The following is an 18,111-nucleotide window of genomic DNA, read 5'->3' as shown; positions in this document are numbered from 1 at the left end:
CCTGGAATACATTCTTCGCCAGATCGAGCCCGACCGTGATAATCTCCGACATGACCGCTCCCCTTTGTGGATCGTTGCAGACCCACCTTGGCACATCAGATGCCGTCGGGGGGCGGTCACATCATCAATGCCGGTTGACGAACATCGCGTAGTACTGAATAGACAGAACAAAACGCCCCGCAGCCACGCAAGGCATCTAAAAGAATGGATGACTATCTATGAAACAGGACGTCGAGATCCTCTTTGTAGTTGATCCCCCCAAATTGATTATTGAAGCGATATTACTAATACTATCGATCCGCGCGCGCCTTGGCAATTGCAGAATAACCGCGTGCGTGCCCAATCGCAAATACACAGCGTTGCCGAAACAATTTTTTGATCTTGCAGAGAAGGCGGACGTGAGAATACTTGAATTTCAAGATTCCCCATTTTTAACAAAATATCCTCATGGAAACAAAATTCTTGCTCTTTGCGCCCGAGACAGGGTCGGAGGGGTGATATTCTTAGATACCGACACAGTAATATGGAGGGGCTTTGACCCCTCCCAGTTGATAAAACAGGGCTCGGTATCAGTATGTCCAGAAGGAAGAAGAACCTGGGGAAAATTCTCCCAGGCCTGGAGCGATGTATACTCAATGTTTGACCTTCCTTATCCTACCAGAACAGTGAAAATGGTACGGACAAACGCAATATCGGCGCCATACTATAACGCTGGAGTTATTGCATTTAATGACGAGGAAAATGAAGGGAACAATTTCCCATCGCTTTGGCTTGAGACGGCCTTGCGCATCGATGAAAATGAGAATATACATAACAAGCGCCCCTGGCTAGATCAGATTTCATTGCCAGTCTGTATTGCGAGGGCAGAAATGCACGTGAACGAACTTGGTGAGGAATGGAACTTTTCGCTATCGCGAAAACACGACAGTCCTTCCGAAATAAGCAGGATAGACTCGGCGAACCCATACATAATTCACTACCACAACGCCAAATTTTTTAGAGACACAAAGTTTTCTGGATATCTTGACGATATCATCGCCGAATATACGATATTTGAATCATACGAGCAAATGACGATGGATGATCTCCCCCAGCGCTCGCGAGCCTTAACAGACATAGAAGTTCAACTCCGGAAGATAAGAGCAAAAAACAAAGATGCCTGGACGTTGGACGACCGCAAAGAACTGAGCAATCTTAGGAAATGGAAGGCGATGGAAAAGTCGAAGCCACGCAAAGAGGTTTTCTCCGAGTGGCCGGATAGCATTTTGACGAGGACGTAATAGCATGTCTAGCTGGGCTGTTGTTTCAACAGTAAGAGCTCCAGAGTGGCAGGTAAACGCATTTGTCGGCCATTATCTAGCAATCGGCGCTAAGGAAATATTTCTCTATTTCGACGACCCTTCATTCATCCTACATATTTCAAACGATAAGGTAAAATCGGTTGTTTGCGATGAGGTGTACTGGGGCAAGAAGAGGCCCGCAGGCCTTGAGGACCGCCAAAGGTATAACGCGACAAAAGCAAAAAATTCTACCAATGCGGAATGGATAATGCATTGCGACATTGATGAGTTGTGCTGGTCCCAGATTCCAATCGCTGACATTCTGTCGGAGCAGAGTAAGGACATTGGGGGAGTGATCGTCTCCCCTCGAGAAGCAGTTTATTCCAAAGAGCCCAGAAATGAAGGGATATATAATACCCCTTTCTTCAAACGATTTGGCGATGCAGCGGAACCAAAGAAATACGAAAAAATAGCAAAAGAGCTGTTTCCTGCAATGTCATATGCTGGGAAATGTGGGTTTTGGGGCCATGTGCAAGGGAAATCCTTTATCAAGAAGAGCGCAAATACCGGACGAATGCCGCTTCATCACAAACAGAACGATGTTCCAGGTTTCGAAATGAGGAAAAAGACTGACAAGATAATTCTACGGCACTATGATACCATGTCCTACAGTTTATGGAAGGATAAACATATCCGCAGAATATCTGGTGCAGTTTTTGTCCCCAACGCAGGGAAGTACAGACAAAAACAGCAAGACGCCATCCTAAAAGCCTATCAAGAAAATGGCGAGGATGGCTTGCGCGCTGTTTACAATGAAATGTCTGTGCTGTCTCCCGATTTCTTAGTGAAAGGTATTGAAGCCGGATTCATTTGCGTGATGGAGCCAGAAAGCCACCTTCGCAATATCAGTACGGACCAGTAAAAAATGTCTGAACTCAATGTCTATTGGTTTCGTCGTGGCAAAGGGTCGTTGCCTGGAAACTTTGGCGACGAATTAGGCAGGGATGCGGTGGAGTTTGCCACATCGCGGAAAGTGGTTTGGGCCGACCCTGCCTCGTGCGACCTGGCAAGCATTGGTTCTATTCTAAACAGCGTTTCTCGCGCCGCACATCGGGCCAAGCGGACTGATCCACTGATAATTTGGGGCAGTGGACTCATGAAGGACAACGTCCGCCCGCTACATTCCTCCCTTATGCCCATCCTCGTTCGTGGGCATCTCACACGATCCGCGCTAGCACTCGATAGGAAAATTTTGACTGGTGATCCGGGGATTGTTAGCCGAGCTATATTTAAAGCGAATCGCAAGGAATATAAATGGGGAGTTGTTCCTCACTTCACGCACGTAAAAACTGAGGCGCTGCACCAGTGGTGCCGTGATAAAAACGCTTTGTTTATCAATCCAACTGGAACGGTTCAGGAGGTTATTTCCAAAATATCATCGTGCCACGGGGTTATTTCGTCAAGCCTCCACGGTCTAATTGTTGCTGACAGTTACAAAATCCCATGCGTATGGCTCAACATTAAGAGTCATGATTCGCATGAGTTTAAATTTAACGATTACTGCTCCGGTGTAGGCCGGGGGCCGTTTAGCAAATTAAGCCTTTCCGATTTCATGAGTTTTGACAAGGATCCGGATACTGTCGAGCCCTTCTTATTCTCTGACAGGGAGATACAGGGCATTTTGAGCTCGTTAAGAGGCGTCGTATAAGACAACCCTTGATCCCGTGTTTGATCCCACGGTTTGATGGTGCGATCCTTTCCTCAGGAATGGAAGGAAGCATTATGGGCCAGGTTCGTCACGGAAGCGCCACGACCACGCACGCCGTCAGAGCTGCAATACAACGATCGCAAGCTTCGCTCGCGACGATATTCTTTGGGAATTGGAGTGGTCCTCCCGCACCAAGTACTCAGTCTTCACCCCTCGTCCTTCTTACATATCCATTGAGCATGTCATGCCTCGTACATGGACGACGCATTGGCCCCTCCCGGATGGAGGTCGGCACCTGCCGATGAGCAGTCGGGGATCGATGAGGCCATGTCTAACGGGATCGCCGTTCGCGATGCCCTGATCCATGCACTCGGGAATCTGACCTTGGTTACTGTTTCTGCAAATTCTGTTGCATCCAATTCGGCGTTTGATTTAAAGAGGACTTGGTTGAAAGACAGTCTGCTCGCGCTCAATCTTGCTATTCTGGAAAAATCCAGCTGGAATGAGAGTACGATCCAGGAACGTGGCGCATCACTTGCAGACTTGGCCATCAGTATCTGGCCGACGCCGCCGGCATACTCGCCCCAACCCGAAGAAATTTTGGAGCAACGAACATGAATGACAACGTGACTGACATTGATTTGGACGCGCTGGACCTGCCGCAACTGAAGGATCTGGGGCGCAGGATCGATCAGCAGATCGCCGACCTTACCCGCCGACAGCGCGAGGAAGCTTTGCTGGCGGCCAAGGCCGCAGCATCCGAGCGCGGGTTCGACCTGGCTGAGCTTCTGGGTCAAGGCCGAACTGGCAGGGGAAGGGGGCGAGGACAGGGGCAGTCCCAGGAGAAGAGCGCACCGCGCTATGCCAACCCGAACGATCCGGCGCAGACTTGGAGCGGCCGCGGGCGCCGCCCAGCTTGGGTGACCGAAGCCCTTGAGGGGGGCGCTTCGCTGGAAAGCCTGACCATCGCCTGATCCCACCGCAGCGGCGTGCCCCTTCCCAAGGGACCCCCCCAGTATCCTGCCAGATGCCCATGGGTCCCACCGCCTTCCCTAAAACGGCCGATATCGGTGAAAAACCCCTGCCGCAAAATGTGGTAGACCGGGACTGGGCGCTTGAGTGGACATCCCCCCGACGCTGCTATCCTTTGAGGACGCGGCGTTCCGCATGTTCCAGAACGAATGGATTCGGCAGCGTGGAACGGGCGCGCCAGAACGCATCGCCATCGTCGACGACAATCCGCCGGAACAGTATCTTTATCCCGAATTCGTGCTCGCGCGGCAAGTTTTGGCGGCACGAGGGGTAGACGCGGTCATCGCCGACGCCGGTCACCTTAGCTACGACGATGGTCAGCTCAGCGTCGACGGAAAGACGATCGATCTCGTTTACAACCGGGTCACCGATTTCGCCTTTGATCAGCCCGAGCACAAGGCATTGCAGGAATCCTACCGTGATGGCGCGGTTGTCGTAACGCCGAATCCGCACAACCACGCGCTCCTTGCCGACAAGCGCAACCTTTCGTTTCTTTCGAATTCCGCGACACTTGAGCCCAGATCCAGCAGACGATCATCGCCAAGTCCCTGATCAACGAAGCCAAGGAGCGGCTGGCCATCTGATCCAGGGTTTCGCGTCAATGCCCGGGCCGGCCGCCAGGCGTTCGGCTGGCCCGGTCGACAGCCGGTGCTGCGCAACAAGCGGAACCTCGCCCGTCACTGGAACGATTCACGGTCGTTTCCCTGCTGCAACTCTCTCGTTACCAACCCGCGCGATCCTGAGTGTCCGTCGGCCCCGAGGGCGCGTCGGACAACCATAGGAGAGAATCGGATGAAGTACGCTGCCGCTATCGCCTTGACCGTCGGGCTGGCCGTTCCGGCCTTTGCCCAGGAAGAAAAGAAGATGGAGCTGTCTGCCGTTCCTGCCGCCGCTATGGAAGCCGCGCAGAAGGCTGCGCCGGGCGTGACCTTCGAATCGGTCAGCATGGATGACGACGAAGGCACGGACACCTATGAGCTTGTTGGCAAGCTCGCCTCGGGCAAGACGGTCGAGGTGGACGTGCTGGCCGACGGGACCATCGAGGAAGTCGAGGAAGAGATCGACGCCGCTGCCGTCCCGGCAGAAGTGAAGGCGACGCTGGACAAGGAACTGGCTGGCTTTGCGCCCACCATGGTCGAAAAATCGACCCGTCCGCAGGGCAAGATCGTCTATGAATTCGAAGGTTCCTTCGAGGGCAAGGAAATCGACGCCGAGATCGACGCCGACGGTTCGAACTTCACGCGTCACGACGACATGGCCGGCTGAACGCCAGGCCGTTGAAATGCGAAGGGGCGCCCGGTTGGGGCGCGCCTCCTGCGCCGACAGACGTCCCATCATGGCCATGCCCTCCGCGCCCTCTCAGGCAAAGGAATCACGCGTAGCTGCGCCGGGCAACGGCCATCTCACAACATCTGGGGCCGAGGGTTTTTCACTGATATCGGCCGTTTTAGAACTGAGCGCGCAGCAAAGGGATAGCGAGTTCCTCACCGTCTCACGCGGGTGGCGTCTAAAAACCTGCCCACCGACTGAGCAGCGCCAGCAGATGATCCAGCCGCCCCGAAAGTGCTACCCAGGCCGCAATCAGGAACTTCCCTTCGGCCAGCGTTTTGCCTACCTGCTGCGCGAACGCGTCGGCGGCCAGATCGCACTTGCGGGCTGCCCATCTGACGATCTTACTCGCCACATCCCGCAGATGACGCACGAGGCGAGTAAGCAAGATGCGATCCCCACCCTCTCGGCTCACGTCAAGAACCTCCTGTAGCACCGAGATGGTCTCGTCACATTCCACAGTGGTCAGCGGTGTCGGTTCCGGCGGGTTATTGTGCCCGATGCCCCCATGAGCGGAAGGCGGTGACGTATCACCAGGCTGGAGGCGCCGAAGTTCCTCCTCTGTGTCGCGGACCATGCGGATGATCTCCGCGCGTTGTGCCGCATCCTTATCGGTCGGCACGACGGCATAGCGCAGAACAAGACGGTCCTCGTCATCGCCGTGGCCTTCGGAGCGCACGTCGACCACCTCTGCGGCAAGGAAACGCCCTGCGGTATTCTCGAAGACGGCGACCTGGCCTTTACGCGGGCAACGATGTCTGGATGTGTAGTTGAGCCCGGCCGCTATCGTCTCTGTGACCTCCCCAGCCGAGCGGGTATCGGGCGCTATGGCGACGCCGCGGATGCCAAGAGGATCGTTCAAGACGTAGATGCTCTGACTGCCGCTCCGGGACCATTTCGTTTCAAACGATGTATCGCCCTCGCCGATCACCGCGCGGCCGTCATGGTCAGCGTAGTAGATGACGGCTTCGCCCGTAGATGCCGGAAAATTCGGTGGGGATATCGCGTTGCGCTTGCTCATATCAGGTACGGTGTCAGGAGCGACCTAGCGCACGATGCCCATTGGTTACTGATCGCAGGCGGTATTCACGCAGGAACGCAACCCTGTCCCCCTTGAAGAAAAGGGCAGGGTTGACCCAGAACTGGTTCGGTAACTTTGGCTTGAGGAAACCTTTCTGGATCAGTTCTTTCAAGCCGTTGTGAAATGTGCGGTCGCTCATATCAAGTGAGTGGCCGTTCAAACCATCATCAAACCAGATCAGGTTGACCGAGTCTGAATAGCCCCCGGTCATCTTTGATCGCTGGTATTCTGTCAGAACGGCCTGAAACACACGATAGCCAGTCCGTGACAGGTCGTAGGCAGCCTTCACCCCTTCGGCAAAAACCTTCACGAAATGCTCTTCGTCCTTTTCTTCAATAACGTGGATTACAGACTGACCCACCACTTCGCCGGTGTCGGGATCCATCAAGTCCCGCGGTGCGGTTCGAGTCCTGACCGTCTTGTAGCGGGTCCGTAGTTCCGAGCCTTCCAAGAATGGGTTTTCGACGGGAGAAAAATCCAGTTTTCGAAGGTTGATCGACGTCCTGCTCACGGCCGCTCCTGTTGTCTATTGCGTTTTGAACTTTACGCTCGAGAGGAAGAAATATAGGCACCAAACCTTCGCTTGCGCGAAGTCTATACGACTCGCGAGCGAAGATTACAATAGCGATTTCTTCGCTCGAAGTCAGGATTTCTTCGCTCGAAGTCAGGATTTCTTCGCTCATGACTCAGCAAAATAAGGGGTTTTGATGATCTCCCCTTCTTACTCTTATCTAAGGCGGCTTTTCAGCCCAGTGCCGTGCCCGCTTGCGGGCATCGGGGGGGCGCGCCCCTCATAGGGCTGGCAACCCCCCGACCGAACGGCGGTGCTGCGCTGAAAAGCCTTGCCGCATAAGAGTGCGCGAAGCGCTCAATATAGCGATATTGGTTATAACAACTTAACAGCCAAGACGGCCCTACGGGCCGCACAGAGGCTGCTAGGGCGGTTCTAGGGCAGGCTCGCGCCCATGCGGGCGCTCGACCCCGGACCCGCCTTCGGCGGCCCTACGGGTAGTTAGTCCGGGGCGACCTGCCTGTACCACCTGCGCGGGTGGTTAGGTCTTTTGCTGGGGATGAAGGAAGGGTTGGGCTGGACCGTCGCGCCCTGATTGCGACCGTTGCGCCAAGCCGCACGGTCGGCTAATCATATTCCTAACCGCTTGGGTTTCTGATAGGCTGCCACCGTGCCGACCGTCTTGCGCCTCAATGCTCTGCGCGTGGTGATCTATCCCGCTGACCATCGCCCCGCGCATGTCCACGTCTGGGGACAGGGCGGCGAGGCGGTGTTCATCCTGAACTGCCCGGACGGCCCGCCAGAACTGCGGGAAGCCTACGGGTTCACGACAAAGGACGTGCGGCGCATCGAAACCGATCTGGGGCCGCACATCACCGCCCTGTGCAGCGAATGGAGCGCGATTCATGGCGATTACTGAACAGCAGTTCGAGGAAGCCCAGGCCCGCGCCGCCGCGACCCGGCAGGCAGGCCATGCCGTTGCAGCCCGATATGACCGCAAGCACGGGCGCGTGGTCGTCTCGCTGCACAACGGGGTGGAGCTGGCCGTGCCGGTCGAGCTGGTCGAAGGGCTGGCCGATGCCGCCCCCGACGATCTGGCCGACATCGAGGTCACGCCCGCCGGTCTCGGGCTGCATTGGCCGAAGCTGGACGCGGATGTCTATGTCCCGGCGCTGATGCAGGGCGTGTTCGGGTCGCGCCGCTGGATGGCCGCGCAACTCGGCGCGACCGGCGGCAAAGCCACAAGCAAGGCCAAGGCGGACGCTGCCCGCGCCAACGGGCGCAAGGGCGGGCGTCCGCCCAAGACGGCGACGGCATGACGCAAGGGGGCTGCGCCAGGGCGACAGCCCTGGCAGCAGCCCCACTCGCCGCAGGCGGGCAGGCAGGGAAGGGGACGGGGGAAACAGTGCAACGCGCGTTTCCCCGGCGGGGTCTGGGGCTGGCCCCACCGGCGCAGCCGGACGGGGGGTTTCAAAAGGGGGGGTAGCGTGCTACACCCCCTTTGCCTACAGATAGCAACGCTATCGCCAGTAGGTTAGGCCATAACCTAATTTAGACACCATAATTTCCCGGCCTGTCATGTCTCTTTCGGACGTCTCGCCATGAGCGATGCCCACTTTACAACGTCACCAGATGGCTCTGGCAATCCACGCGCCGTCTCTGTCCGGGTGAAGTCTGCATCCGCCAGCACCATTGGCGGACAGAACGCCCACGACCTCCGCAAAGGCGCGCAGCCCTTCTATGTCGATCCCGCCCGAACCCACCTCAATCGGGTGATCTTTGAGCCGCTGACCGGCTCTCATCTGCGCGAGATCGCCCTGGAGCGCCGGTCTACCCGTGCCACTGCCCGCAGCCTGAAATCCAATGCCGCCGTGGGCTACGTCGGCATCATCACCTTCGGACACATCGCGCAGACCTACTGGGCAGAACTCACCCACGAGGAACAGGATCGCGCGCTTCGAACCATCACCGACCGGATTGCCAGCCGCCTGAAAACCACCGTCACCGGCCTTGTTCTGCACCGTGACGAACAGGCCGAACATGCCCACTTCCAGATGCCGGGCTATGACCTCGACGGCAACCCGCTTTCCCAGACCGCACGACGCCATGCCCTCGCCGAGCTGCAGACCATCGCGGCCGAAGTCATGCAGAGGTTCGACAGTCGCTTTGAGCGCGGCTTCAGCAAGGAAAACCGCCTTGAAGCCGGTGCCACCCCCGCACAGGTCAAAAACAAGACCGTCGCCCAGCTCCATCAGACCCAAGCGGCCGACCTTGAAAAAGCCCGCTCCACGCTCGCCGCCCTCAACGAGAAGATCGAGAAGAACACCCGGCTGATCGAGAAGGCCGAAGCCAGGATCGAAGCCGGAAAAGGTGATCTCGCCAAGCTGAATGCCAACATCGAGACCTACACCCGCCGTCTTCAGGCCGCCCGGTTTGAAGCCGAGCAGGAAGAAGCTCGTCTTGCTGCCAACCTGGCGCACAACAAGAAGCGCAAAGACGAAGCAGCCGCCAAAACCCGCGCCGCAGAATCCGAAGCTGCCGCCGCGCAAGACCGCGAAAAAGCCGCCAGGGTCCGTGAACAAGAAGCCCTGGACCGCCAGAAAGCCGCCTTCGAACAATTTGCCCTGGAAGAAGCCCACCTCGAAAAAGAACGGATCGCCGCAGACGAAGCCCGCCTCGAAGCAGCCAAGAAGGCTTATGAGCGCGCCGACGACCTGATCCAGCGTGCAATGGACCTTGCCCGCTCTGACCCCGCTGCCCTCCACGACCCGGCACGCCCAGGCGATCCCGATGCAAAAGACCTGCCTCCTCCCGATTACATTCGTCGAGAGATCGGCAAAGACCCCACGCGCCTTGAACGATTTGAGTTCGGCACCGCCTTCGACTCAGAGCAGCAAGGCGGAAGACGCTTGCCGCAATCAGCTTCCCTCAAGGGCTTCATCAAAGCCGTGTTCGCGGCAATCCGCCACGTGGCAGATTATGCTGTCTCTGAACGCGAACGTCTTGCGAGGCAGGCAGCGGAAGCACAACGCACGGCGCGCTCAGTCATCGACCAGGCAAAGCAGAAAGCTGAAGAAATCCGACAAGCCGCAACTCCGCAGGCGTTGAAAGCGCTGCAGGATGAAAATTCTAAGCTGAAAATAGAACTGGAGCAGCGTCATTCATTTTTCCAATTGATGCAGTCCATCATCAAAAGCGAGCTAGGTGAAAAATATGCGCCGCTTGCTGAAAAAGTGAATGCCGCTTGGGCCAGCAGAACTGCACAAACCCCTGCCGCCTCTAAGCCCTCCGAGCCACCGTCCCGCCCATCAGGTCCGTCTGGTCCATGAGCCGCGTCACCAACCGCGACTATCACGCTGCTGGCTTCTGCGGACAGGAGAAGCTGGCCGTTACTCTGCCGGATCGTCTGCTTTGGGAAGTGGGCGGGCGGGGAACTTGCGTACCGAGGTGAGGAGAACGTGGACGGGCTTGTCCGCGCCTCACTCATCGCGCTGAGCCGCGAATCCCCTGCCCTTCTGGATGAGGCTCCTCCTGCACGCCCCACGTAGACGCAAGCTGCTGATGCCCCCGGCCCGGTCCGAAATGCGCGCCATGACTTTAATTCTGCTCCTGCCCTCTTGCTCAAGAATAGCGACAAGCATACAAGAAGATAAGTATACTTCTAGAGTATAAGACAGGGAGACATGTTGACATGAAAACAATCGCCCTCATCTGCCAGAAGGGCGGCACCGGTAAGACAACCCTCGCCATCTCGCTGGCAACAGAGGCTATTGCCGCCGGGCTAACCGTCGCCATCATCGACCTCGATCCACAAGTAAGCGCTTGCGAATGGAGCGACATCCGTAAGCAGGACGCCCCCACCGTGATCGACGCACAGCCAGCGCGGATTGAGGCTGTAGTGCAGCGCGCCCGCGACATGGGTGTCGATCTGCTGATCATCGACACTGCCGGACGGACCGAGCAGGCTGCGCTTGCCGGCGCGCGTGTTGCTGATCTCGTACTGGTCCCACTTCAGCCTTCGGTGATCGACCTCAAGACGATCCGGGCTACCAACGACCTCATCAACCTTGCGGGCGACAAGCCCCGCGCCGCCGTCCTGACCCGGGTAAAGCCCTTCGGCAGCCGCCATGCTGAGACGGCGCAATGGCTCGAACAACAGGGAATACCGGTCTGCCCGACCACGATAGGCGATCGCATTGCTTTCCAAGATGCCTATGCCCAAGGCGCGGGCGCATCGGAGATCGATATGCGCGGCAAGGCGGCCGAGGAAATCAGAAAAGTATATGAGTATGCAAGTATACTTGTAGGACTCGCCGGCGCGACGGAGCAGGGGGCGGCACATGTCTAAGCGCCCTACCATTGTCGAGGCTATGCGCGAGGCTGCTGGCAGTACCCGCGGGACATCTGTCGCTGCCGATGTTCCGAGCCTCATAACTGCTCAAGAACCAGGGGCCCCGAAACCCGCGGGCGCACAACCCAGCAGGTCCGGCACAAAGGCAATCACCGGCCACTACCCGCCGCAGGTGCGCTATCAGCTCAAAATTCTAGCGGCGGAGCAGGGGCGGAGCATGGAGGATATGTTGGCTGAAGGCCTCAATCGGCTTTTCGCCGCCTACAACAAGCCGGAGATCGCCCCCAGCAGCCGGAATGGTGCCTAGATGACCTATAGCCTCCGCTTCCGCAGAGTGACCTGCCACGGGCTTTTTCCTCCATCTGTGACTAGAGTCCGGCCCAACGAGAGGACGGACGAAGATGAAGAAGGCACGACGGACCGAGGAACAGATTATCGGTATCCTTCAGGAGCATGATGCCGGCGCGAAGTGCGCAGATCCGGGTGCCGACCCGCTTCAGCCGGTCGGTCCAGGCGAAGGACGTGAACTGGCTGCCCTGATCCGTGTTCATGATCTCGGGCGGGCCGAACTTGTGGATCGCCTCGTTCAGCGCCTCGATGCAGAAGTCGGTCTCCAGCGTGTTGGAGATGCGCCAAGCCAGCACCTTCCGGGTGGACCAGTCCATGATGGCGACCAGATACAGGAAGCCCTTTCTCATCGGGATGTAGGTGATGTCGGCGCACCAGACATGATTGGGCCGCTCCACCCGCATGCCGCCCAGCAGATAGGGGTAGTCTTGTGGCCCCTGGCGGGCTTGCTGGTGTCGGGCTTCTGGTAGATCGGCATCAGACGCATGAGGCGCATCAGCCGCCGGATGCGCTTCTGGTTCACGGCATGGCCCTCATTTTGCAAGTGCCACGTCATCTGCCGCACGCCGTAGAATGGCGTGTCCAGAAACTGCTTGTCGATCAAGAGCATCAGGTCGAGGTTCATCGCCGTCTCACCCTGCGGCGCGTAATAGAACGACGATCGCGAGATCGACAGCAGGCGGCACTGCGCCCCGACCGACAGCTTGGGATGGGCCCGTTCGATCATGCCACGCCTCACTTCCCGGTCCAGGGCTTGAGCTTTCGTGACAAAAAATCGTTGGCGACAGCCAGCTCTCCGATCTTGGCATGCAGGTCACGAACTGTTTCTTCGGCAACCTCTGCCGCCACAGCGGCCTTGCCACCGCGTTCGAAGATGCCTGAGGCCCCCTCCAGCAGCGACCGCTTCCATTGATGGATCATCGTTGGATGCACGCCATATTCGGCGGCCAGTTCCGACACCGTGCGCTCTCCCTTCACGGCCTCAAGCGCCACACGCGCCTTGAACGCCGCATCGTGGTTCCTGCGTTTCGACATGTCCTGATCTCCTCGTGCTTGGAGATCAGCAGACTTCAGATCGTAGCTTCCGTCACTGTCCGATTTTCGGGGGGTAGCTCACAATCGCCCGCTGTGGTCTACTTCAACGCAACCCAAACCGATCAGCAGGTGCAGGCAGTAGCTTAAGTCAGCCGGAAAACTGTCCAAGAGTTGGGGAGTAGCTCACCTCGCTGAAGACCTTTGTGACTGAGTTCGCCGCACATATCGCGGCGGTGGCCGCCAGGAGTTAGCATGGCGATCGACATCAACATTCTTGCTCGACAAATCAATCCGGAGCAAACGGTACTGGTACTTGGAGCCGGGGCCTCAATACCGTCTGGCGCACCAACAGGGAACGACCTTCGAGATCAGCTCGGTCGTGAATTTGGTGTCAGTAGCTTTGAAAGCTATGGTCTTGCCGATCTGGCTACTATTATTGAGGCCAGGAATGAAAGATATCAACTTGTGATGTCGATACGTAAACGCATCGCGCCTTTGCAGCCGACTGGTGGTTTGATGACTCTGCCGCGGTTCAGTTGGGCCAGCATCTTTACGACAAACTACGATGACTTGGTCGAAAAGGCATATAGAAAGCACAATCTACCAATCAGGGTTTATTCCTCTAATCATGATTTTCGTGGTGATGGGATACGAGGAGAGCAAGAGCTTTTCAAGTTTCATGGTACTATTGACAAAGATGTAAGTGATAACTCTAACTCACGCCTTATCATTACTTCTATAGACTATGACCAGGTGACAGTATATCGAGAGGCTTTATACTCTCGACTGAGGGACATGCTGTTTACGAAGTCCGTCTTAATTGTTGGACAGTCACTTGTCGATCCAGACCTTCGGTCACTGGTTGATGAAGCTCAGAAGATTAAAAGCACAGCAGGTGCGCCAGGTAAGATATACCTACTCATCTTCCAAAGGAACGATGATCTAGCAACGGTCTTTCAGGCTCGCGGGCTGACTGTATGCTTTGGTGGTATCGACGAGCTGTTCAGTTCCTTGCTCAAGGTGGCCCCTGCAGAACAGCTTGTTATGTCCGTTACGACCGATGTGTTGGGCGTGGCACCGCTGCTAGAGCCCGCTACCCTATCGGTTTCGAAAGAGCTCGCAAATCAAACTAGCCACCTGGAAAGGATGTTTAGCGGGCGGTCAGCATCCTTCGCTGATATCTCTCGTGGCTGGACTTTTGGTCGAGAGATCGCTGATGAGCTTGAAGCTCAGCACACTGATCCGAGCAGACTTCCAATTTCCGTGATACTTGGCGTTGCAGGGGTTGGAAAGACAACAGCTGCCCGGATGGCGCTACTAAGGCTCACCTCTCGGGACGTTGAATGTTGGGAGCACAAGTCCGACTTCGCCTTCGAAGTGGATGACTGGGTGAAGGTGAACGATGAGCTCGGGAAGCGGAAAAAGACTGGCGTTCTCCTGGTAGATGATGCGCACCTTGTTCTGCGTGACCTAAATCGATTGATTGAGTTGCTTGCTTCTAGAAGCTCGTGGTCTCTTCGTCTAATCTTGGTTTCGTCCCGTCCGCACTGGAATCCAAGGCTAAAGTCAGCGGAGCTGTTCAAGAACCGACAGGAGTATGAGCTTTCAAGACTCTCGGTAGCAGAAATAAATGGCCTCCTAGACCTTCTTGAAACGTCAAAGGAAATTCGTGGTCTGGTGGAAGATACATTTCTTGGTTTCAGTCGTACCCAAAGGTTAGAGCGCCTGAAAGAGCGCTGCGATGCAGATATGTTTGTTTGCATGAAGAACATTTTTGGCTTTCAGGGAATTGACACAATCATACTTGAGGAGTTCGCTTCACTTAACGACGATCTACAGGACATCTACCGTGTAGTAGCGGGTATGCAGGCGATCGGAACAAGAGTCCATCGAGAGCTTGTGCGACGGTTGACAGGTCTCGAAGCAGATAAGGTTGAGCGGGTCCTTGGTGACCTAGAAGGTATCATTGAAGAGTACACGGTAAGTGAGAAGGATGGAATTTATGGATGGAGGGTCCGGCACCCGTTGATTGCCAGCATACTTGCAAAGTATAAGTATGCAGATCAGAGTGACCTCTATGACCTTTTCGATCGAGTGGTTGGAACTATCAATCCGGCCTATCGGTTTGAAGCGCAGTCGATTGCCGATATGTGCGATCTTGAGACAGGGATTACCCGTATCGCAGACAGGCATCGCCAGAACGTACTGCTGAGACGCATGATATCTAGTGCACCGAATTTGCGTGTACCGAGGCACAGGCTTATTCATAACCTTATTGTTCTGGAGAACTTTGATGTTGCCGAGGGCGAAATCAGAATATTTGAGCGGGAGCTTAGCTCCGATGGGCCAGTGCTTCGCTATAAAATTAGGCTTAAGCTTGGAATTGCTAAACATGCATTAGCTATTCAGGATGAGGACAGGGCTGCGCTTGTGAGCGAGGCGGCTGCGATGGCAGTTAAGTGCCTGGAAAGATATCCGGACGATAAGAACATGTACCGCGTGTATCTCGATACCGGCGTTGACTGGTACCGGTATACTGGAAAGCCGCAAATGTTCGAGGATGCGATGCTCGCTGCGGCCGCGGCTCAGGAACGCTTGCTCGATCCTGAACTAAGGGGGATCATTTCTAAGTACCTTCGGGTAGGTGAAGAGATGGGCGTTCAAGTCTATGAAAACTAGGCGCGCCGTATGGTCTTGGTGCTAACCTTGAAGAGCTTGGCGATCTCGGGAAGGGCGCGGCCGTCCTCGTCGCGCATCCGCCGCACTTCGTCCCTTTGTGCCTCTGATAGGGCAGGGGGGCGGCCGCCAAAGCGGCCACGCTTGCGGGCAGCCTCCAGGCCCTCCTTGGTCCTCTCGGAAATCCGTTCGCGCTCAAACTGAGCGATCGAGGCGAAGACATGGAAGACCAGACGACCCGCAGGCGTTGTCGTGTCGATGTCTTCCGCCAAGGACCGGAAGCCCGCACCGCGAGCCTTGATGACCTCGACAATGTCCAGCAGGTCGCGCAGGGAGCGCGCCAGGCGGTCGTACTTTGTGACGACGATGACATCCCCCTCGCGGAGCTGGTCGAGCAGACGATCAAGCTCAGGCCGCTTGCGCAGCGAGCCACTGATCTTGTCGGAGAAGATGCGCTGCGCTCCCGACCCCTTCAGCGCATCGAGCTGGGCATCGAGGTTCTGGTCTTCGGTCGATACGCGGGCATAGCCAAGGATCATGCCGCATTGTGACAAAAACCTCCCTAAACTGCAAAGGTTTTGTCACGGGGTTTTGTCCCGCCTAAGTCCTTGTAGCGGGTGTTCCGGGAAGACAGGGACAAAAACGGCGGTTTCAAGGCATAAAAGAACCGGGCCAGTGGCCCGGCTCAATACTCGTTAAGAACTGCTCGCAGTGCGTCAGCTGACCAGCGTCGTGTGGTTCTGGGCGTGGCGGACGGCGAGCTTGCGGCCCATGCGGCCCGAGGCCAGCGGTCGCGCGGCGACGGGCGCATAGTCGCGGTCGGCCAGTTCGGGGAAGATCGTCAGGATTTCCTCGCGCGCCTGCGGGCCGACGGCTTTCAGCGCCTCGGGTCCGGTGAACAGCGATTCCGTTTCCGCCCCGTTCGAGATCACCACCTCGTGCCGGTCGAACAGCATGTGGAAATATTCCACCTCGGCCAGATCATCCGCGATGTCGATACCGTCGATCTGGCAAAGCTGCTTCGCGGCGACCAGAACCTCGTTGGTACCGAACATCTTCTGCGCGATCTTGGAACGGACCAGCACCCGGTGCTGCGGACTGACCAGCAGATCGCGCGCCGGGATGCCGGTGCCCAGCGCATGGCGGCGGATGCGGATCGGACGCAGCTTTTCGGCCAGGTCCCCACCCCCCAGCCGGCGCGAGCCGATCCAGCGGATCGGTTGCAGCCCGTTGTCGCGCGTCACCACCAGATCGCCTTCGGCCAGATCCTCGATCACCACCGGGCCGCGGTCGGTGTCAATCAGCGTGCCCCGAGTGAAGCACGGTGCGGCCTCATACGCGTCGTAGAAATCAAGGTTGCCATCATTGTCGCCGCGATTTGGATCGCCATTTTCATCTATTGCAAGATAGGTAAGGTCGGTAGGGACGCTTGGAAGGCCGCCATTGAGATCGTAAAGTAAATGTTGCCCATTCGTACCTTGGATTTCAAATACGATGTATTCGTCTCCGCCGCCTACACTATTCACTAGATCGTGCTTCGGTACGAGTTTGAGTTTGTCATACTGAACCGACCACCCATCGTTTCCTGTATACGGGTCTCCATCTGAATCAGTGCTTGGGTCGTATTTTTCGACTCGCCAAAACTGCCCATTCTGAAATTCGGTGGCAGTTGTATTGTTGTTCTGATACCATACCAGACGAAGCAGGTCGTCTTCCGGCACAAACGTCCGTGCATCTTCTACAATCATGCCATGCCCGGGATCACCAGGGTTGAGTCCTGGAGTTTGTATGGGCTGGGTGGGGCTCCATGCCATCATGTCCCCTTTGAGGTATACGGGGCCTGTATAAATGCTATTGTCCGCCATTCACTGTTTCCTTGTTGAGTGGTTGAGATTCTTGAGTCATAGCTCATCCACTACTGAACTTTCGCCCAGCGGGATTCTATGGTTGTTTACGCCGTTTGCATCATTCCACTGGGGCTGCATGGCATCGTAACACGCACGGCAAATCGTCGTGATCGTGCTGCTTTACGCAGCATAAAACGGCTCTGTCCGACGCGGTGTATACGCCGACGCTCAGATGGAAGTAAACTTTTGCTTGACGAATAATAGGCCGCCATCTCTTCCACCCCTTAGCTAGAGGCCCGAAAGAAAGTGAGAGGCGGTTTGGAAAGCACAGAGCCAACAAGACCAGCCCGCAGCACGAATCACGCCGGGCGCTTCTTTTTCACCATCAATCTATCTGGTCTTTGCCAGAAAGGCCAGCTTATTCTTCAGTGCCCCTAAGGTCAGGACCTATTGTTCTGCTTGAGTCAGTCTGGCCCGCGTGATTCAAGCTCCCGAACTGACGGGGGTGATGATGGACAACCTTTTCTGGCTGACCGACGAGCAGATGGAGCGGCTGCGGCCCTTCTTTCCCAAGAGCCATGGCAAGCCGCGCGTTGATGACCGACGCGTCCTGAGCGGCATAATCTTCATCAATCTCAATGGCTTGCGGTGGTGCGACGCCCCTCGGGAGTATGGCCCTGCCAAGACGCTTTACAACCGATGGAAGCGGTGGGGCGACATGGGGGTCTTCGCCCGGATCATGATGGGGCTGGCGTCCGAAGGCACCGACGAGAAGACGGTCATGATTGTGAAACGGCATGCAAGTTTGACCCCTATGTTGGGGTGATCGGCGTCCAAAAGTGACCCCCCTGATAATTCTGCTCAGAAGCTTTCCCAAAGGCATTGGGGGAGCAGTCAGGAGATGTTGGTTGTG

Annotated in this window: 20 protein-coding genes and 1 pseudogene; 14 read left to right on the top strand and 7 right to left on the bottom strand. The window is 56.5% G+C overall.

Translation table 11 applies throughout. The annotated features are described in order from the left end of the window. The first annotated feature begins 218 nt into the window (after positions 1 to 218). From IC63_RS18205 to IC63_RS13485, 7 genes are all read left to right on the top strand, one after another. Complete coding sequence (locus IC63_RS18205) at positions 219 to 1,280, top strand: hypothetical protein (protein ID WP_156965490.1); 1,062 nt, start codon at positions 219 to 221, stop codon at positions 1,278 to 1,280. Between the two features lie 4 nt (positions 1,281 to 1,284). Then, positions 1,285 to 2,202, top strand: coding sequence for a glycosyltransferase family 2 protein (locus IC63_RS17640; RefSeq protein ID WP_084115892.1), 918 nt, complete (start codon positions 1,285 to 1,287; stop codon positions 2,200 to 2,202). A gap of 3 nt (positions 2,203 to 2,205) precedes the next feature. Beyond that, a complete protein-coding gene (locus tag IC63_RS17635; protein WP_084115890.1) occupies positions 2,206 to 2,988 on the top strand; it encodes a polysaccharide pyruvyl transferase family protein in 783 nt (260 codons plus the stop codon). Between the two features lie 327 nt (positions 2,989 to 3,315). Beyond that, positions 3,316 to 3,606, top strand: a complete 291-nt coding sequence (locus tag IC63_RS17625; RefSeq protein WP_198026328.1) for an HNH endonuclease family protein — start codon at positions 3,316 to 3,318, stop codon at positions 3,604 to 3,606. Next, positions 3,603 to 3,962: an H-NS histone family protein gene (locus IC63_RS13495; RefSeq protein ID WP_052042240.1), complete on the top strand. Its 360-nt coding sequence runs from the start codon at positions 3,603 to 3,605 to the stop codon at positions 3,960 to 3,962. Before IC63_RS17625 ends, IC63_RS13495 begins: the two co-directional genes overlap by 4 nt. A 193-nt stretch (positions 3,963 to 4,155) precedes the next feature. Next, a complete protein-coding gene (locus IC63_RS17620; protein WP_198026327.1) occupies positions 4,156 to 4,572 on the top strand; it encodes a hypothetical protein in 417 nt (138 codons plus the stop codon). A gap of 240 nt (positions 4,573 to 4,812) precedes the next feature. Further along, positions 4,813 to 5,286, top strand: coding sequence for a PepSY domain-containing protein (locus tag IC63_RS13485; RefSeq protein WP_036721090.1), 474 nt, complete (start codon positions 4,813 to 4,815; stop codon positions 5,284 to 5,286). Between the two features lie 241 nt (positions 5,287 to 5,527). On the opposite strand, the gene IC63_RS13480 is transcribed toward IC63_RS13485, so the two are convergent. Together IC63_RS13480 and IC63_RS17615 are read right to left on the bottom strand one after the other, a co-directional pair. Further along, on the bottom strand, positions 5,528 to 6,370 hold the full coding sequence (locus tag IC63_RS13480; RefSeq protein ID WP_036721089.1) for a hypothetical protein: 843 nt from the start codon (positions 6,368 to 6,370) through the stop codon (positions 5,528 to 5,530). A gap of 13 nt (positions 6,371 to 6,383) precedes the next feature. Next, entirely contained in the window at positions 6,384 to 6,815 is a 432-nt protein-coding gene (locus IC63_RS17615) for a hypothetical protein (protein ID WP_232222615.1), read from the bottom strand. A 796-nt stretch (positions 6,816 to 7,611) separates the two neighbouring features. Between IC63_RS17615 and IC63_RS13475 the strand changes: the two genes are divergently transcribed. From IC63_RS13475 to IC63_RS19260, 5 genes are all read left to right on the top strand, one after another. After that, positions 7,612 to 7,860 (top strand): DUF4160 domain-containing protein, encoded by a 249-nt coding sequence (locus tag IC63_RS13475; RefSeq protein ID WP_036711231.1) that lies wholly within the window; start codon positions 7,612 to 7,614, stop codon positions 7,858 to 7,860. After that, positions 7,847 to 8,260 carry a DUF2442 domain-containing protein gene (locus tag IC63_RS13470; protein WP_036721087.1) on the top strand — a complete coding sequence of 138 codons (414 nt, stop codon included), beginning with the start codon at positions 7,847 to 7,849 and terminating at the stop codon, positions 8,258 to 8,260. Before IC63_RS13475 ends, IC63_RS13470 begins: the two co-directional genes overlap by 14 nt. Before the next feature lie 282 nt (positions 8,261 to 8,542). Beyond that, entirely contained in the window at positions 8,543 to 10,270 is a 1,728-nt protein-coding gene (locus IC63_RS17610) for a plasmid recombination protein (RefSeq protein WP_084115884.1), read from the top strand. 362 nt (positions 10,271 to 10,632) lie between these two features. Next, positions 10,633 to 11,289 (top strand): nucleotide-binding protein, encoded by a 657-nt coding sequence (locus tag IC63_RS13460; RefSeq protein ID WP_036721083.1) that lies wholly within the window; start codon positions 10,633 to 10,635, stop codon positions 11,287 to 11,289. Then, entirely contained in the window at positions 11,282 to 11,599 is a 318-nt protein-coding gene (locus IC63_RS19260; protein WP_408633574.1) for a ribbon-helix-helix domain-containing protein, read from the top strand. The genes IC63_RS13460 and IC63_RS19260 overlap by 8 nt, the downstream gene beginning before the upstream one ends. A 61-nt stretch (positions 11,600 to 11,660) precedes the next feature. Here IC63_RS19260 and IC63_RS17605 read toward each other — a convergent pair whose 3' ends face one another. From IC63_RS17605 to IC63_RS13450, 3 genes are read right to left on the bottom strand one after another with little or no spacing between them, the layout of a single operon-like run. After that, a complete protein-coding gene (locus tag IC63_RS17605; protein WP_232222614.1) occupies positions 11,661 to 11,990 on the bottom strand; it encodes a DDE-type integrase/transposase/recombinase in 330 nt (109 codons plus the stop codon). Further along, complete coding sequence (locus IC63_RS17600) at positions 11,987 to 12,367, bottom strand: IS3 family transposase (RefSeq protein ID WP_156965489.1); 381 nt, start codon at positions 12,365 to 12,367, stop codon at positions 11,987 to 11,989. The genes IC63_RS17605 and IC63_RS17600 overlap by 4 nt, the downstream gene beginning before the upstream one ends. A gap of 8 nt (positions 12,368 to 12,375) precedes the next feature. After that, positions 12,376 to 12,675 (bottom strand): transposase, encoded by a 300-nt coding sequence (locus IC63_RS13450; protein WP_036721080.1) that lies wholly within the window; start codon positions 12,673 to 12,675, stop codon positions 12,376 to 12,378. A gap of 252 nt (positions 12,676 to 12,927) precedes the next feature. Between IC63_RS13450 and IC63_RS17595 the strand changes: the two genes are divergently transcribed. After that, complete coding sequence (locus tag IC63_RS17595) at positions 12,928 to 15,354, top strand: SIR2 family protein (protein WP_084115878.1); 2,427 nt, start codon at positions 12,928 to 12,930, stop codon at positions 15,352 to 15,354. Here IC63_RS17595 and IC63_RS13440 read toward each other — a convergent pair. After that, a complete protein-coding gene (locus tag IC63_RS13440; RefSeq protein WP_036721075.1) occupies positions 15,351 to 15,890 on the bottom strand; it encodes a recombinase family protein in 540 nt (179 codons plus the stop codon). The genes IC63_RS17595 and IC63_RS13440 overlap by 4 nt on opposite strands. Before the next feature lie 177 nt (positions 15,891 to 16,067). Then, positions 16,068 to 17,216 carry a Hint domain-containing protein gene (locus tag IC63_RS17590; protein ID WP_156965488.1) on the bottom strand — a complete coding sequence of 383 codons (1,149 nt, stop codon included), beginning with the start codon at positions 17,214 to 17,216 and terminating at the stop codon, positions 16,068 to 16,070. Between the two features lie 493 nt (positions 17,217 to 17,709). Between IC63_RS17590 and IC63_RS13430 the strand changes: the two are divergent. Continuing rightward, positions 17,710 to 17,985, top strand: a pseudogene (locus IC63_RS13430) (transposase); the annotation flags it as partial. Between the last annotated feature and the right edge of the window lie 126 nt (positions 17,986 to 18,111).

This window comes from Paracoccus sphaerophysae (assembly GCF_000763805.1).
Classification (GTDB): domain Bacteria; phylum Pseudomonadota; class Alphaproteobacteria; order Rhodobacterales; family Rhodobacteraceae; genus Paracoccus; species Paracoccus sphaerophysae.
The sequence above is the reverse complement of the archived record's forward strand: the minus strand, read 5'-3'. Positions and strand labels throughout refer to the sequence as shown.

Excerpts from the sequence above, each read along its gene's own strand:
- IC63_RS17600 (WP_156965489.1), bottom strand. The coding sequence starts at position 12,367 with ATGATCGAACGGGCCCATCCCAAGCTGTCGGTCGGGGCGCAGTGCCGC.
- IC63_RS13485 (WP_036721090.1), top strand. The coding sequence starts at position 4,813 with ATGAAGTACGCTGCCGCTATCGCCTTGACCGTCGGGCTGGCCGTTCCG.
- IC63_RS13440 (WP_036721075.1), bottom strand. The coding sequence starts at position 15,890 with ATGATCCTTGGCTATGCCCGCGTATCGACCGAAGACCAGAACCTCGAT.
- IC63_RS17635 (WP_084115890.1), top strand. The coding sequence starts at position 2,206 with ATGTCTGAACTCAATGTCTATTGGTTTCGTCGTGGCAAAGGGTCGTTG.
- IC63_RS17620 (WP_198026327.1), top strand. The coding sequence starts at position 4,156 with ATGTTCCAGAACGAATGGATTCGGCAGCGTGGAACGGGCGCGCCAGAA.
- IC63_RS18205 (WP_156965490.1), top strand. The coding sequence starts at position 219 with ATGAAACAGGACGTCGAGATCCTCTTTGTAGTTGATCCCCCCAAATTG.
- IC63_RS13450 (WP_036721080.1), bottom strand. The coding sequence starts at position 12,675 with ATGTCGAAACGCAGGAACCACGATGCGGCGTTCAAGGCGCGTGTGGCG.
- IC63_RS13480 (WP_036721089.1), bottom strand. The coding sequence starts at position 6,370 with ATGAGCAAGCGCAACGCGATATCCCCACCGAATTTTCCGGCATCTACG.
- IC63_RS17590 (WP_156965488.1), bottom strand. The coding sequence starts at position 17,216 with ATGGCGGACAATAGCATTTATACAGGCCCCGTATACCTCAAAGGGGAC.
- IC63_RS13460 (WP_036721083.1), top strand. The coding sequence starts at position 10,633 with ATGAAAACAATCGCCCTCATCTGCCAGAAGGGCGGCACCGGTAAGACA.
- IC63_RS17640 (WP_084115892.1), top strand. The coding sequence starts at position 1,285 with ATGTCTAGCTGGGCTGTTGTTTCAACAGTAAGAGCTCCAGAGTGGCAG.
- IC63_RS17625 (WP_198026328.1), top strand. The coding sequence starts at position 3,316 with ATGTCTAACGGGATCGCCGTTCGCGATGCCCTGATCCATGCACTCGGG.
- IC63_RS13470 (WP_036721087.1), top strand. The coding sequence starts at position 7,847 with ATGGCGATTACTGAACAGCAGTTCGAGGAAGCCCAGGCCCGCGCCGCC.
- IC63_RS19260 (WP_408633574.1), top strand. The coding sequence starts at position 11,282 with ATGTCTAAGCGCCCTACCATTGTCGAGGCTATGCGCGAGGCTGCTGGC.
- IC63_RS13495 (WP_052042240.1), top strand. The coding sequence starts at position 3,603 with ATGAATGACAACGTGACTGACATTGATTTGGACGCGCTGGACCTGCCG.
- IC63_RS17595 (WP_084115878.1), top strand. The coding sequence starts at position 12,928 with ATGGCGATCGACATCAACATTCTTGCTCGACAAATCAATCCGGAGCAA.
- IC63_RS17610 (WP_084115884.1), top strand. The coding sequence starts at position 8,543 with ATGAGCGATGCCCACTTTACAACGTCACCAGATGGCTCTGGCAATCCA.
- IC63_RS17605 (WP_232222614.1), bottom strand. The coding sequence starts at position 11,990 with ATGAGAAAGGGCTTCCTGTATCTGGTCGCCATCATGGACTGGTCCACC.
- IC63_RS17615 (WP_232222615.1), bottom strand. The coding sequence starts at position 6,815 with ATGGATCCCGACACCGGCGAAGTGGTGGGTCAGTCTGTAATCCACGTT.